Source organism: Amycolatopsis sp. w19, assembly GCF_051373225.1.
In the GTDB taxonomy this organism is placed as follows: domain Bacteria; phylum Actinomycetota; class Actinomycetes; order Mycobacteriales; family Pseudonocardiaceae; genus Amycolatopsis; species Amycolatopsis japonica.
Genome location: NZ_JBPQFM010000002.1, coordinates 583,961 through 598,024 on the forward strand (window position 1 = coordinate 583,961; position 14,064 = coordinate 598,024).

The following is a 14,064-nucleotide window of genomic DNA, read 5'->3' on the forward strand; positions in this document are numbered from 1 at the left end:
CCGCCTTCGATCACGCGAGTGCGGGTCTCACGCGGGGTTAGACGCGCTCCAGCTCGAAAACCGGGATGACCCGGCTGGTCTTGCTCTGGTACTCGGCGAACTGCGGCATGAGGGCCGACTGCCTGGCGTAGACCTCGTCGCGCTCGGAGCCGGCGAGCACCCGCGCGCGGACCGGGAAGGTCTCGGTGCCGAGCTCGACCTTGGTGTCCGGATTGGCCACCAGGTTGTGGAACCACGCCGGGTTGTCGTCGGCGCCGCCCTTGCTCGCGAAGATGTAGATCCGGTCGTCGTCTAGGAGCGGGACGAGCGGCGCGATCCGCTCGGTACCGGACTTCGCGCCGGTGTGGTGGACGAGGACGAGCGGGTAGCCCTCGAACATGCCGCCCGCCTTGCCGCCCGTTTCGCGGAACTCGGCGATCACGCTTCGGTTGATCTTGTCGAAGTCGAAGGTGTCTGTCATGCCTCGATCGTATGGCGCACCGAGTGACCGTATCGATGCTCGAAAAGGCCATGAACATATCCGTCTGTCGCACTACCATCGCCGCTATGGACCTCTTGGCCGAAGTGCTCGCCGTGGGCGGTGTCCGGGGCACCGCCGGAGCACGTATCGAGGCGTCCGGGCCGTGGGGCATCCTCTGGCACGGCATCTCCCGCGCCGCCTTCTACGCGATCACCTGCGGGACGGCCTGGCTGGAACTGGCCGGGCACCCGCCGCGGCAGCTCATGCCCGGCGACGTCGTCCTGCTGCCGAACGGGCCGGAGCACACCCTGCGCAGCGCCCCGGACGTCGCGATCATTCCCAATCTGTGCACCGCGGCGGAAAAGGCACGGGACTGCGGCGGCGTGCTGCGCCTGGGCTCCGGGGAGGTCGAGACCCATGTCCTCGGCGCGTCCTACGACTACGACCCGGCGGTGTCCACCCAGGTGCTCGCCACCCTGCCGGAACTGGTGCACATCCGCGCGAACCGCGGCCGCGACGGGCTGGACGACACCGTGCGGCTGCTGTCGCGGGAACTGGCGAGCCCGCAGATCGCCACCGACTTCGTCCTCAACCGGCTCGTCGACATCCTCCTGGTCCAGCTGCTCCGCGCTTGGCGGACCGAGAAACCGGCCGAGACGCGGGGAACCTGGCTCGGCATCCTCGGCGATCCGCTGATCGGCGTGGCGCTGGCCAAGATCCACGAGGACCCGGCGAAACCCTGGACCACCGACCTGCTCGCGGCGGAACTGGCGACCTCACGCAGCACACTGACCCGCCGGTTCCGCGAAACCACCGGCCGGACGCCCGGCGACTACCTGACCCTGTGGCGGATGGACCTGGCCGCGGTCCGGCTGCGCGACACCGACGACACGGTGGACACCATCGCGCGCTCGGTCGGCTACACGTCGGTGTACGCGTTCAGCCGGGCCTTCCGGCGCGCCCGCGACCAAGCGCCCGGGCAGTACCGGACGTCGACGCGGAAAAGTCTCAGACCGGCCGCGCCTGTCGCGTGAGTCCCCAGTACATGAAGGCCCCCTTCCTTGCGCCTAGGTACAGGAAGGGGGCCTTCATGTACACGCGAGCGAGTGCGCCGAATCACTCACGGGCTACCGGACCGGTCGATCGTCCGCTTCCCCGGCGAAAGCGTCGTCGAGATCCGCACGGAACCTGTCCAGGTCGATCAGCGGAGCGTTCGCCGAGCCGGCGGCGAACCGGTCACGGGTCAGGGTGAAGGTTTCGCTCTGCTCGACCGCGTCATGATCTCGCCGGACCGGTTCCGAAGATCGTGCCACCCTGTGGCTCACGCCGTCTCCTCCTGCTCAGGCTCCTCCGACGGCCGCGTGAACAGGCGTGTCGCCGACAGCCGCGCCACACCGTCCGGCTCGCCGAGTTCGTCGGTCGCGTTCCGGATCGTCGCGTCGACGGACAGGTACTTGCGCCCCGCCCGCAGGTCCGCGTCGTTGCGCAGCCGCACGATCAGCGGGAACTCGCTCAGCGCGCCGGCGTCGAACAGGCCCGTGGTGTAGATCAGCTGGACACCCAGCGCCTCCGCGACCGCGCGCTGCAGTTCCAGCAGGTAGCCCGCCGACGCGCGGCCGATCGGATTGTCGAGGAACAGCACGCCGGAATGCCGGTTGCGGGCCTTGCCGCGGTTGTTCGCCCGCAGCGCCGCCAGGGTGCAGTACAGGATGATCGCCGCGGTCAGCTGCTGCCCGCCGGAGAACACGTCCCGGATCTCGGAGACCCGCTGCCGTTCGGTCCGCAGCACCGAGTCCGGCTTCAGCATGTCGACCCGGAAACCCTTGGGAGCGGCGGCTTGCACGCCGCGCAGCACGAGCGAAAGCCCGTCCCGTTTGACGTCCCGGCCGTCGGAGGTCTTCCCCACCGCGGCCTCGTCGACGACCTCGCCCAGCTTCTCGGCGAGCACGTTCTCTTCGAGTTCGGTGAAGCGGATCCGCAGGAACTCCTGGCCAGACCAGTCGCCGAGACCGTCGGGCAGCCGCGAAACCCGTTGCGCCGCACGGAGGGTGCGCAGCGCGCCGTCGACCATGCCCTGCAGGCGGGTGATGATGCCGCCGCGGTGCCGGTCGATCTGCGCGAGATCGTCGGTGAGCGTGCGCAACCGGGGCCGCAGCGCCTCCGCCCATTCCGCGGCGTGGGCGGGCAGCTGGTCGCGGCGGACCGAGATCACCTGCTGCCGCACCGGTGTGCTGAGCTTTTCGAACCGCTTGTCCGTGGCGTACTGCGCCAGCTGGTCGGCCGCGGCCCGCACCCGGCGGTCGCCCGCGTCGGCCGAGTCCTGCGCCTCGGTGAGCGCGGTGTTGAGCCGGGAATGCTTGGCTCGCGCGGATTCGACGTCGCCGTCGAAGGCCACCTCGTCGTCCTCTTTGGACAACAGGTGTGCCATCGATTCGGCGAGCAGACCGAAGCCGGACGCGGACGTCTTCGCGGACTCCAACGTCGCTTCGGCCGCGGCGCGGCGCTCCTGCAGTTCCTCCCATTTCCTCGCGGCGGCGGACACTTCGAGGCCGGCTTCGTCGATCAGCTCCAGGCCGTGTTCGATGTCCTTCGGCCGCGCGTCGAGGGCGAGCGCCGACGGCTGTTCCGGCAGCTGGCCCAGTTCCGCCTTGCGGGTCGCGACGAGCCCGACGATCTCGGTGCGCTCCTCCTCCAGCACCGCGACGGCCCGGTTCGCCCGCGCCTGCGCCGCGGCCCGCGCCGAAGCGTCGGAGCCGTCCGGCGTCTCCAGCAGTGCCGAAGCCCGCTCGCGGACGACGTCGTCCAACGCCTCCAGTGCCGCCCGCGCGGACGCCTCGACGCTCTCGGCCTGGTCAAGTTCGGCCCGGAGATCGCTGCCGACCTCCACCTTCGCGTACGCCTCGGAAGCCGACGCGAAGGTGCGCCGCAACGCGTCCACCGGTTCGGCGGGCACGGTGTCGTCCTCGGTGACGTCGCTCGATCCCGGCACCTCGGCCAGTTCCGCCTTCGCGGTCGTCGCCGTACGCCGGTGCCCGTCGGCGGTGCGTTGTTCCTCGCCCGCCTGCTCGCGCAGCCGCGAAGCCTTCACCGCGGCTTCGGACGCCGTGGCCTCGGCTCGCTCGGCGATCTCGGTGGCGCGTTCGACGTCGTCCGTCCACTCGGGGATCTTCGCGGCACGCGTGGCGAGTGCTTCCAGCCCGCGAACGCGCTCCCCCGCCTCGGCCGAAGCCGTGCGAAGTTCGGGGATCCGCTCCCGCAGCCCGGTCGCCTTCTCGCCGAGCCGCTGGAACTCCTTTTCGGCCTGCTCCAAGGCGGTCCGAGCGGTCTCGTGCGCGGTGCGCGCGTTCTGGAGCTGCTCGGCGAGCGTCGCGATGCTGCCGGGCGGGTAGTCCTCGCGCCAGGTCTTGAGCTTCCACGACAGCGCGCTGTCGTCGGCCAGCGACGTCGCCAGCGCCTCCAGCCGTCGCTGGCGTTCCGCGTGCCGGAGCGCGATGGCCTCACGCTCGGCGTCGGCGGCCTCCTCGTCGTACATCGCCGGATTGGGCGGCACGAGGAACTCGATCCCGGCCTCACCCGGCAGCCGGTCGGTCGTGGTGGCCTCGGTGGTGGCGACCGGGATGATCGTGCTGGGCAGCAGCCGCCGCTCCGCCAGGACCTTCTCGGCGAGCCGGACCTGTTCCGGTTCGTTCAGCAGGATCCCCGAGACCAGCTGGGGCGCGCGGGCCAGCACGGCCGCCCGCCGCTTCTTGTCCAAAGTGGACAGATAGCGCCAGCCGGACCACGCGTTCATCCCGGCGGCCTCCAGCGCGTCGAGCGCGGCCTGGACCTCTTCGGGAGCGGGCAGGAGGCCGCCGGAACCGAGCGCGTGCAGCGCGCGCTCGTCGACGGATTCCTCCATCCGCAGCGCGGTCTGTTCCTTCTCCGCGGCCGAACCCGCCTCGCGGAGCCGTTCCAGCAGCACCGGGAGATCCGTCTCCAGCGAGACGTCGTCCGCGCCGAGGAGTTCGCTCAGCCGGGGCTCGACGGCGAGCGCGTCGGTGCGCCGGTTGGCGCGGTCGAGTTCGTCGGCGGCGCGTTCCAATCGGTCCTTTGTGGACCCCGCGAGCCGGTGCGCGTCGTTGACCGTGGCCTGCGCGGCACGCAGGTCCTCGGCGACACGCTCGAGTTCCTGTTCCCGGCGGACGAGTTCCGCGGCGGTCGTCTCGGCCTCGGCCCTGGCCGCGCGCGCCGCTTCGGCGACGTCCGCCCCGGCCTTGAGCGCGCCGGAGCGGACGGTTTCCGCGATCTCCTCCCGGATTTCGGCGATCCGCGTCCCCAGCCCGCGAGCCTCCGCCCGGCGTGAGGCCGCGAGGTTCGCCGACTCGTCGCGTTCCGCCTGCGCCTTCTCCGCTTCGGCCCGCAGGGCGCCCACATGGGCTTCGGCCTTCGCCGCCTGCTCGGTGGCGTTCTTGGCCAGCCCCAGCAGTCCCCTGGCGAGCGCGCCCGCGGCGGCGTTGCGCGCCTGCAGCGCCGGTTGCGCCTTCTGCTCGCGATTGCCCACCAGTTCCCGGAAATCGCGGGCCTTACGGGCGGCGTTGAGGTGGTTGAGCACGGTGGCGCATTCACGCCAGGCCTCGGCCGCGGTCTTGGCCTCGGCCAGTTCGCCGTCGATCCGCTTCTTGCTCTCCTGCGCCTCGTCGAGCCGCAGTTTCCCGACCAGGCGGCGGAGTTCGGTGACCCCGGCGGTGAGACGGCGGTGGTCGCCCTCGGCCAGTTTCTCCGCGGACTTCACCTCGTCGACGTGCTGTTCGAGCCCGCTCAGCCGCTCGTTCTCCAGCTTGTCGCGGGCGGCGACCTGACCGGCCAGTGTCCGCATCTCGGCACGGGCCGCGTCGGCGAGCTTCCGTGACGCGGCGGCGACGCCTTCCTCGTCCGCCAGCGGCGTGAGCAGGTCGAGCGCGCCCGCGACGAAGTCCCGCTCCGACAACAGATCCCCGCGCTGGGCGAGGTTGTGCGCGTACGTCGCGACGACCTCGGCGAGATCCTTCGGCTCCTCCTCCGAAAGCACCGCGCGCAACAGGAACTCGACGAACGCTTCGTCGGTGCTGAAGGCGAACGCGTCGGCCGCCTCGCCCTCCCCTGCGTTCATCGCGCGCTGGTACCGGAAAAGCTCGGTGTCGAGGCCGAGACCATCGAGCCGCGACGTCCATTCGTGGTGCCGCCGGGTCCAGAACAGCTCCAGTTCCGGCTCGCCGCCGTGCACCTTGTCGAGCTGGTCGTGGAAACCGGACATCGTCAGCAGCCTGCCGTCCGACGTCAGCGGCAGCGAGTCCAGATCGAGCGAGGGCGTCGGCCGGAAGCAGTACCAGGAATCGACGAGGTTCTCCGAGTCCGCCGACACCACGTGCCCGCGCCATTCCGACACCTTGCCGGTGATCACCCGGTGACCGGTCTCGACCTGCAGCCACTCCAGCACGACGTGCGAAACGTCCTTGGCGGCGACGAACTTCTCCAGCACCTTGGTGTTCGTCGTGCCGACGACCTGGCGGCGGCCGGGCAGCATGACCGAGAAGATCAGCTTGATCAGGACGGATTTACCGCCGCCGTTCTCCAGGAACAGCACGCTCGCCGGCGACGGGCGCCGCGGCGGCCCCTCCCCCGCCAGATGGATGCCCGCGCTGAACAACGCGTCCTGTTTGGGCGCGGTGATGGCGGCGCCGACGCCGCTGAAGTCCAGCACGACGTCCTGGTACCGCGCGCCTGCCGGGCCCACCGAGTGCAGGCGAACCCGCGAAAGCTCGTACATCGACTCCCCTTGTTAAAGCGTGTCCGAAGCGGCCGCGCGCAACGTCCCGCCGCCGTTGGCCACCGACACCACGTTCAGCTCGAGCAGATCGTCGAAGGCCGCGTCGGCGGCGAGTTCCCGCACCTGCACCTGATAGCGCGGTGTCGTCCGGTAGGTCCCGCCCTGTTCCCCGCTGACCTGGACGAGAAAGCCCTGATCGGCGAGGAACCGCAGGGCCCGCGCGACCATGCCGCGCGTGGTGTCCGACGACAGCCTGCCGTCCTTGGTCGCGGCGGCCGCCGGACGCCGGGCGTAGGCGCGCCACGCCTGTTCGAGTTCGGGCGCGTCGGCCAGCGGGTCGTTGTTCGCTTCGGCCTCCGCCGCGCGTTCGTCGAGGATCCGGCAGGCCTCGCGCACCATCGCGTCCACCTGCTCGACACTGACGCGACCGATGTAGGTGTCGTTGGCGAGATCGTCCGGGCGCGGGTAGCCGAGCGCGGCGGTGGCCAGGTGGACGAGCCCGTGCAGGACCTTCTCGGTCTCGCGGCGTTCGCGGATCTTGCTCTGCCGCGCGTAGCTGTCCATCTTGATCTCGAAGACGGATTCGTCGGTCGCCGCCAGCACGGCACCGGCCTGGAGGTTGACCTCCAGCACCATCAGCCCCAGCCCGGCCGCGACCGCGTGCGTGAGCTGTTTGAACGCCCTGTCCTCGCCGTAGCGCCGGACCAGGTCGCCGTACACGACGTCCCGCGACGGCAGCTGCTTCGGGCGCATGCCGAACGAGACGAGCCGGGCCGCGGATTCGACGTCCCCGTTGGTCGTCACGCGACCTCCTCCTCTTCTTCGTGGCGATCGACCGTGGCCGACGAGAGCAGCAGATCCGCTCCGCCGAACTCGGGATCTTCGAGCAGCGTGCCGTCGTCCACGGCCAGCAGCACCTGACGCTCCCCCAGCCGGAGCGCCGCGCCGACCTCGGGACTGTAGGCGTGCACCGCCCGCAGGGCGACCAGGGCGGGTAACGCGGGATCGATCCGGCGGGCCTCTTCGAGCAGCCCGGACAGCCGTCGCGGCACCTCCGGCAGGTCGAGCAGGTCGTCGGCGAGGCGCCACTGCTCGTCGCCGAACTTGTCGGTGACGTCGGCGGGCATCAGCTCGGGCTCGGGGATCTCGCCGACGAGCTGATCGCGTTCGGGGGCGGGCCGCAACAGCAGCGACACCAGCGAGGACAGCGACGGCACGGTCGGCGGCGAGATCCCGGCACCGGCGTGGAAGAACGACTCGGCCGGCGCGACGGCCTGGGCGATCGGCAGGCGCAGCGTCGGCATCAGGAGCTGGCCGAACAGGTCGATCGTGGCACGCTGCGGCGGTCCGGAGAACTGCTGGCGGTCCTGTTCGGCGCGGAACACCGCACCGGCGTCGGCGAGCCGGGACTGGAGCCGCGTGTGGCGGCGGATGCAGTCGCCGACGATGTCGACGAGCTCCGCGGCGCGGCGTTTGCGGTCGAGGTCCTCGGTCTCGTCCCGCGACGCGGTGATGTTCTTGAGGATCGCGTTCTCGGCGCGGAACCGGGACTCGATATGGGACAACGCCTGATCCAGCAGATCCGGGACCTCGCGCTCCCAGTCGACCGCGCGCACGTCGCGGCGGGTGGCGTCGAGTTTGGCGCGCAGCGTCTCGCCGTACTGGACAGTGCGGTAGCGGGCCTGTTCGGCGGCGAGCTTCGCGTCGGCGAGGCGGCCGCGGTTGATCAGGTTCTCAAGTTTGACCTCGGCCGCGATCTGGGCGGACTCGACGTCGGTGTCCAGCGCGCCGACGAGCACGTTGATCGCCTCGTCGGTGGCGCGCAGGTAGACCTCGCCGTCGGGCGCGGCCAGCTCGACGAGCAGCTTGAAGTCGAACTGGCGGCGCTGGTAGCCGCCGCCGGGGCCGATGGAGCCGTAGACGCGGCGGAACCCGCGATCGGTGGTGCCGACGTTGATCAGGTTGTCGAGCACCCACCGGGCGACCTTGGCGTGTTCGTCCGGCGTCCGGCCCGGCGCCTGGAGCGCGACGAACGGCAGCAGGCGCGCGATCACCTGATCGTGGTCGGCGCCGGTGTCGAAGTCCATCGACACGGTGACCTGGTCGATCGTGTGCAGGGCGATCTCGGCCATCTGGTAGATCGTGGCGTCCGCCCAGTCCAGCTTCGACTTGCGCGCGTCGAGGTCGTGCAAGGGCGCTGTGCAGGCCAGCGCCTTGAGGCGGCGCGTCAGCCCCTCGTCGGCCAGCCCCATCCCGGTCAGCTCGTCGTCTCGCACAGCAGGCCAGGCTAGTCGCCGTCCCCTTCACCCCGCACGGGTGACCGGGTGGAGCTCAGGTGTGGACGTAGGACTGGATCAGGATCGAGGTTTCGGCGCCGCCTCGGTGCTGCAGAATCGTCCGGTCCCCGCCCGCGCAGTCCCGTCCGGCGTAGCCCCAGTGCCGCTCCGCGCTGCGGTTCACCATCGACCTCGCCGGGAACGGCAACGCGGCGCACTGACGTCCGTCACTCGCCCAATCCGGCGGCAGCTGCACCTTGGCCCCGCCGTAACCGGGTTCGGGCCAGAAACAGAGGAAACCTTCCGCGCACTCCGGGACGACCGTGGCCGCCGGAGCGGAGCCGGAGCGATCCGAAGCCAGCACGAGCACCACGGCGGTGGCGGCGAGCCCGGCGGCCACCGCCGAGCCCACCCGGAGCACGCGTCTTCGCCACGGTCCGGCGGGCGGGCTCGTTTTCACCTCGCCCCGGATCCGGTCGAAGCGCTCGAACAGTTCGGGCTTCCCGCAGCCGTGCAGATAGCAGCGCAACTGCCCCGCCGTCGGCAGCAGGCCGTTCTCGATGTTGGACACCCGTTGCCGGGTCAGCGCGTCCTGGCCGAGCAAGGAGCGCTTGGCGACGCATTCCTGAGTGAGCCTTCCGCGCACCTCGCGCAACTGCGCGCCGAAGTCCTTCGCAGTGGACATGGTCCATCCCCTCCCCATCGCCATTGTGTCGCAGCCGGTCACGGTGTCGCGGGACGAACCGCGACACGCCGCGACATCGTTTTCCCTGGTCAGCGCCACGTGATGCTGCTGTCGTGGACGTGTCGGACAACCGATCAGGGAGGAATTCACCATGAAACGTTCACTCGTTCCGGTGGCCGCGGCCGCCGCCTTGCTCATCTCGGGTGCGGCCTGCACACGGGCTTCCGCGGCGGAAGAGGGCAACTGCACCCCGGTCGTGCACTGGTGCGGCGGGGTCTTCAACGACACTCCGCGCGTCGTCACGGTGGCCGGGAACTTCGACGGCCGGAACTACACCGATCTGCTGCCGCTCAGCGCCGGCGGGCGGACCGGGCCGAACCGGGACATCGACGGCGTGCGGATCCCGGTCGGCTGCACCGCGCATCTGCGCACGATCGTCAACCGGTGGGGCGGCGAGGACTACGACGGCGGCGCCGCGTACGCGTCGGGCACCTGGCACCGCATCCACGACGACGAGGTCGTCAAGATCACCCGGCTCGCCTGCCGGTAGCCGAGGTGGGGTGCTGCCCGGCGACCGGGGGTCCGGGCAGCACCACCCCCGGGTGACCGGGGCTGCTCACCGCCGGGGTGTCCCGGTACCGTCGGGACCATGCGTGAAATGAGCCGGGACGAATGGTGGGCCTTCGCGAGCGAGGGCACGCGGACGGGCATGCTCGGCCTGGTCCGCGCCAACGGGGCGGCGATCGTGACGCCGGTGTGGTTCCTGCTGAACGAGGGCCCCGACGGGGACGAACTGATCTTCACCACCGGCACCGACACGCTCAAGGGCAAGGCGCTGCGGCGCGACCCGCGGCTTTCCCTCGCCGTCGACGACCAGAAGCCGCCGTACTCGTATGTGCAGTTCACCGCCGAAGCCGTGTTGCACGACGACCTCGACGAGATGCTCGAATGGGCGACCAGGCTCGGTGGCCGGTACATGGGTGAGGACAAGGCCGAGGCCTACGGCAAGCGCAACGCCGTACCGGAGGAGTCCTTGGTACGCGCGCGGATCACGAAGGTGATCGCCCGCGCCGACATCGCCGGCTGACTCCTTCCCCCTCTCTCGCATTCAGTCCTCTGGATGCGGTCCTTGCGTGTGCAAGTACCGCATCCAGAGGACTGAATGCGTTCAGGGACGTGACCCTCCGTGTTGATGTTGGTCAAGTATTGACACGAAGCACCCACTGGTGTGTGATCTGAACCATAGATAGGAAAGTTTCCTAACTAAAACTCCAATCCCCGCCGGGCCCCGCCCGGTCCGCCGTTGTACCTCCCGACCCCCGAACTTCACGTATGGAGGCTCCAGTGGCACCCCGACCACCGTGGCGCGCGCTGCTCACGTGTGCCGCCGCGACGGCGATGACCATCGCCGTCCTGCCGGCTACGCCCGCCGGCGCGGCACCGACCGATCACGAATCCGAAGCCGCCACGATCTCCCAAGGCGCCGTCGAAAAGAACCACGCGGGCTACTCCGGCACCGGGTTCGTGAACTTCGACAACGTCGTCGGCAGCTATGTCGAGTACACGGTGAACGCCGCGCAGGCCGGAACCCAGACGCTGACCTTCCGCTACGCCAACGGAACCACGATCGACCGGCCGGTCTCCCTCAGTGTCAACGGCACCGCGGCCGGGACGCTGTCGTTCCCCGGAACCGGCGCGTGGACCACCTGGAAGACCGTCACGAAGGACGTCGCGCTGGCCGCCGGGGCCAACAAGATCCGCACCACCGCCATCACCGCGAACGGCGGCCCCAACGCGGACAAGCTCACCGCGAGCGGAGTGACCGACGCCGAAGCGCCGACGCCGCCGAAGAACCTGGCCGCCAAGGACATCAAGGCCCGCAGCGCCACGTTCACCTGGGAAGCCGCGACCGACAACGTCGGCGTGGTCCGCTACGACGTGATGCGCGGCGGCAACGTCCTCAAATCCGTCGACGGGAACACGCTCACCACGACCGTCGACAACCTGCAGCCGAACACCGCCTACGACATCTCGGTCGGCGCCTTCGACGCGGCCGGGAACCCTTCGCAGCAAAGCAATGTCGTCCAGTTCACCACGCCGTCCAGCGGGGACACCACGCCCCCGACGGTGCCGGGGAATCTACGCTCGACGTCGGTGACCGCGAACAGCGTTTCCTTGGCTTGGAACGCTTCCACGGACGACAGCGGCACCATCGCCGGTTACGACGTGTACCAGGGCACCACGAAGGTCGCGACGACGCCGTCTCTCGAAGCCACCGTCACCGGCCTGACGGCGAACACGTCGTACACGTTCACGGTGAAGGCCCGTGACCTCGACGGCAACGCTTCGGCCGCGAGCGACGCGCTGACCGCGAGGACGAGCGGCGCCGCGGGCGGCGGGATTCCCGAGTACGACAAGGACATCACGAAGGCGGACCTCGCCTGGTCCGTCGACTTCCTGCCGGACGGCACGGCGCTGGCGACCGAACGCGACCGGTTCGAGATCCTGCGGATCACGCCGTCGGGCGAGAAGACGACGGTCGGCAAGGTCCCCGGCGCGGTCGGCACCAACGGCGAGGGCGGCCTGCTCGGCATCGCGATCTCGCCGAACTACGCCGCCGATCACGCGATCTACCTGTACCACACTGCGTCCGGCGACAACCGGATCGTGAAGATGACCTACGACAACGGAAAGCTGTCTTCGTCGTCGACGCCGGTGCTCACCGGGATCGCCAAGAACCGTTACCACAACGGCGGAAGGCTGCGGTTCGGCCCGGACGGCAAGCTCTACGCCACCGTCGGCGACGGGCAGAACAAGGACACCGCGCAGAACAAGGGCTCGCTCAACGGGAAGATCCTGCGGGTCAACCCCGACGGTTCGGCGCCGAGCGACAATCCGTTCTTCTCCACCGGTGGCAACGCCCGCTACGTCTGGAGCTTCGGGCACCGCAACCCGCAGGGCCTGGCCTGGGATTCGCGCGGTCAGCTGTGGGCATCGGAGTTCGGCGACGGCAAGCTCGACGAGCTCAACCTGATCCAGAAGGGCGGCAACTTCGGCTGGCCCCAGTGCGAAGGCACCGAAGGATCCTGCGGCGGCACGGTCGCGCCGAAGAAGACGTGGCCGACCAGTTCCGGCGGGCCCAGCGGGATCGAGATCGTCAACGACTGGATCTACGTCGCGGCGGTCACCAGCCAGCAGCTCTTCGCCACGCAGATCAACGCGGCGGGCAACGGCGTCGGTTCGGTGCAGTCGCTGTTCTCCGGCCGCTGGGGCAGGCTCCGCTCGGTCACCAAGACACCGGACGGCGGGCTGTGGGTCACCTCGACCAACGCGGACAAGAACGGCGGCACACCGAGCGTGATCGACAACGTGGTGGTGCGGCTGAAGTTCCCCGGTGGCTCGCAGCCGGGAGCGTTCAAGCTGACCAGTTCCGCGTTCGCCGACAACGCGTCCATCCCGGACAAGTTCACCTGCGCCGGTGACGGCACCGCGGGACAGGACACCTCGCCGCCGCTGGCGTGGAGTGCCGGGACGACGGGCGCCAAGGGGTACGCGATCGTCTTCGCCGACGTGGCCAACAACGGCAACAAACTGCACTGGGCGATCTGGGACATCCCGGCCTCCGCGGCTTCGCTGCCGGAAGGACTGGGGTCGGGGTTCACAGTCCCGAACCAGAACGGCGCCAAGCAGAAGGCCATGGGCAGCGGGGCGAACTCGCAGAAGTACTTCGGCCCCTGCCCCGGCGGCTCCAGCCATCCCTACACGTTCACGCTCTACGCGCTGAAGTCGGCGACGGTGCCGGGCTTGTCCTCGTCCTCGACGATGGCGCAGATCGAAACGGCCATCAAGAACGCTTCGACGGCCAACGTCAAGCTGCGCGGCAAATCCAGCGCCGCGTCCTGAGCACGGCCGGGGTGTCCGGAGCGGCGCCGGGCACCCCGACCGTATCCAGTGTGACTGGAGGAACGCCACCCCGTCCGGGATTTCCCGGCGGGGTGGCGTTTTCGTGCGGCCAATAGGCTTCGGCGCCCGCATGCGGCTTCACCAGGGCACTCGGGACACCGTCGGCGGTCCGGCGCGTGTCGCGAAAGCCACTTTCGCGACGTGTGATGTCCCGAAAGTGGCTTTCGCGACACGATCACAGCAGGATCAACGTCCCTTGTGGACAGTCGAGACCGCGATCGCTCACCAGCCGAACAGGTTCCGCATGATCCGAGAGCAACGCTCGGTCATCGCCGCGGCGTCCTGATCCGGCTGGTCGATCCACCAGCTGATCAGCGAGTCGACCACACCGGTCCACACCTGGGCGATCGCCTCGATGTCGCGATCGTCGTCCAGTCCGCGCGAGTGCATCAACTGAGCGGCGCCGACCAGCGCGAACCCGTCGAGCCGGTAGCGGTAGTCGACCGCGACACCGGCGATCTCACCGGTCGAGGGCACCGTCGGGTCGCGCAGCAGCTTCCAGGCGTACCGGTCGTTGTCGAACGTCTCGAAGATGGCCGAGAGCACCGCGAGCGGCATCCGCTCCGGCGGCTCACCCTCCTCCGCCATCGTCTCGGCGACCCCTTCGGTCAGCCTGTCCCCCGCCCGGTGCAGGCAGGCGAGGTACAGCCCGTCCTTCGAGCCGAAGTACTGATACAGCAAGGGTTTCGTGACGCCGACCCGGCGGGCGATCTCCACCATCGACGCCCCGGCGTACCCGTTCTTGCCGAACTCCTCCGTCCCGGCGCGCACGATCTGGGACTCCCGCTCCTCGCGGGGCACCCCCTTCGTGCCGACGGCCCTTGCTTCTGTCACGGCGGTTATCTTACCCTGAGGTAAATGACCCTAGGGTAAGTTACCTGATGGTCAGATAACC

The 14,064-nt window shown here is 69.7% G+C and carries 11 protein-coding genes; 4 read left to right on the top strand and 7 right to left on the bottom strand.

Annotation, left to right across the window (positions count from 1 at the left end; translation table 11 throughout):
• Window positions 1–37 precede the first annotated feature (37 nt).
• Window positions 38–460 carry a nitroreductase family deazaflavin-dependent oxidoreductase gene (locus tag ACSMFO_RS07150; RefSeq protein WP_038515539.1) on the bottom strand — a complete coding sequence of 141 codons (423 nt, stop codon included), beginning with the start codon at window positions 458–460 and terminating at the stop codon, window positions 38–40.
• Between the two features lie 86 nt (window positions 461–546).
• Here ACSMFO_RS07150 and ACSMFO_RS07155 point away from each other — a divergent pair, with 86 nt between their 5' ends.
• Complete coding sequence (locus tag ACSMFO_RS07155; protein WP_436457560.1) at window positions 547–1,494, top strand: AraC family transcriptional regulator; 948 nt, start codon at window positions 547–549, stop codon at window positions 1,492–1,494.
• A 93-nt stretch (window positions 1,495–1,587) separates the two neighbouring features.
• Here ACSMFO_RS07155 and ACSMFO_RS07160 read toward each other — a convergent pair whose 3' ends face one another.
• The 5 genes from ACSMFO_RS07160 to ACSMFO_RS07180 all read right to left on the bottom strand — a co-directional run bounded on the left by ACSMFO_RS07160 (window position 1,588) and on the right by ACSMFO_RS07180 (window position 9,206).
• Complete coding sequence (locus ACSMFO_RS07160; protein ID WP_436457561.1) at window positions 1,588–1,785, bottom strand: hypothetical protein; 198 nt, start codon at window positions 1,783–1,785, stop codon at window positions 1,588–1,590.
• Window positions 1,782–6,245, bottom strand: coding sequence for a hypothetical protein (locus ACSMFO_RS07165; RefSeq protein WP_436457563.1), 4,464 nt, complete (start codon window positions 6,243–6,245; stop codon window positions 1,782–1,784). Before ACSMFO_RS07165 ends, ACSMFO_RS07160 begins: the two co-directional genes overlap by 4 nt.
• Before the next feature lie 12 nt (window positions 6,246–6,257).
• On the bottom strand, window positions 6,258–6,998 hold the full coding sequence (locus tag ACSMFO_RS07170) for a hypothetical protein (RefSeq protein WP_051071906.1): 741 nt from the start codon (window positions 6,996–6,998) through the stop codon (window positions 6,258–6,260).
• Between the two features lie 47 nt (window positions 6,999–7,045).
• Window positions 7,046–8,497, bottom strand: a complete 1,452-nt coding sequence (locus tag ACSMFO_RS07175) for a hypothetical protein (protein ID WP_436457652.1) — start codon at window positions 8,495–8,497, stop codon at window positions 7,046–7,048.
• 79 nt (window positions 8,498–8,576) lie between these two features.
• Window positions 8,577–9,206 (bottom strand): peptidase inhibitor family I36 protein, encoded by a 630-nt coding sequence (locus ACSMFO_RS07180; protein ID WP_436457564.1) that lies wholly within the window; start codon window positions 9,204–9,206, stop codon window positions 8,577–8,579.
• Window positions 9,207–9,357: 151 nt separating this feature from the next.
• On the opposite strand from ACSMFO_RS07180, the gene ACSMFO_RS07185 reads away from it, so the two are divergent.
• The 3 genes from ACSMFO_RS07185 (at window position 9,358) to ACSMFO_RS07195 (ending at window position 13,109) form a co-directional block, all read left to right on the top strand.
• Window positions 9,358–9,756 carry a hypothetical protein gene (locus tag ACSMFO_RS07185; protein WP_436457565.1) on the top strand — a complete coding sequence of 133 codons (399 nt, stop codon included), beginning with the start codon at window positions 9,358–9,360 and terminating at the stop codon, window positions 9,754–9,756.
• A 99-nt stretch (window positions 9,757–9,855) separates the two neighbouring features.
• Complete coding sequence (locus tag ACSMFO_RS07190) at window positions 9,856–10,293, top strand: PPOX class F420-dependent oxidoreductase (protein WP_360130803.1); 438 nt, start codon at window positions 9,856–9,858, stop codon at window positions 10,291–10,293.
• Window positions 10,294–10,604: 311 nt separating this feature from the next.
• Window positions 10,605–13,109 carry a PQQ-dependent sugar dehydrogenase gene (locus ACSMFO_RS07195; protein ID WP_436457654.1) on the top strand — a complete coding sequence of 835 codons (2,505 nt, stop codon included), beginning with the start codon at window positions 10,605–10,607 and terminating at the stop codon, window positions 13,107–13,109.
• Between the two features lie 282 nt (window positions 13,110–13,391).
• On the opposite strand, the gene ACSMFO_RS07200 is transcribed toward ACSMFO_RS07195, so the two are convergent.
• Window positions 13,392–14,003: a TetR/AcrR family transcriptional regulator gene (locus tag ACSMFO_RS07200; protein ID WP_235213386.1), complete on the bottom strand. Its 612-nt coding sequence runs from the start codon at window positions 14,001–14,003 to the stop codon at window positions 13,392–13,394.
• Window positions 14,004–14,064 lie beyond the last annotated feature (61 nt).

What these genes read in the sequence shown, in the direction of transcription:
- ACSMFO_RS07180 (WP_436457564.1), bottom strand. Translation starts at nt 9,206, where the DNA reads ATGTCCACTGCGAAGGACTTCGGCGCGCAGTTGCGCGAGGTGCGCGGA.
- ACSMFO_RS07185 (WP_436457565.1), top strand. Translation starts at nt 9,358, where the DNA reads ATGAAACGTTCACTCGTTCCGGTGGCCGCGGCCGCCGCCTTGCTCATC.
- ACSMFO_RS07155 (WP_436457560.1), top strand. Translation starts at nt 547, where the DNA reads ATGGACCTCTTGGCCGAAGTGCTCGCCGTGGGCGGTGTCCGGGGCACC.
- ACSMFO_RS07195 (WP_436457654.1), top strand. Translation starts at nt 10,605, where the DNA reads ATGACCATCGCCGTCCTGCCGGCTACGCCCGCCGGCGCGGCACCGACC.
- ACSMFO_RS07170 (WP_051071906.1), bottom strand. Translation starts at nt 6,998, where the DNA reads ATGCGCCCGAAGCAGCTGCCGTCGCGGGACGTCGTGTACGGCGACCTG.
- ACSMFO_RS07150 (WP_038515539.1), bottom strand. Translation starts at nt 460, where the DNA reads ATGACAGACACCTTCGACTTCGACAAGATCAACCGAAGCGTGATCGCC.
- ACSMFO_RS07165 (WP_436457563.1), bottom strand. Translation starts at nt 6,245, where the DNA reads ATGTACGAGCTTTCGCGGGTTCGCCTGCACTCGGTGGGCCCGGCAGGC.
- ACSMFO_RS07175 (WP_436457652.1), bottom strand. Translation starts at nt 8,497, where the DNA reads ATGGGGCTGGCCGACGAGGGGCTGACGCGCCGCCTCAAGGCGCTGGCC.
- ACSMFO_RS07190 (WP_360130803.1), top strand. Translation starts at nt 9,856, where the DNA reads ATGCGTGAAATGAGCCGGGACGAATGGTGGGCCTTCGCGAGCGAGGGC.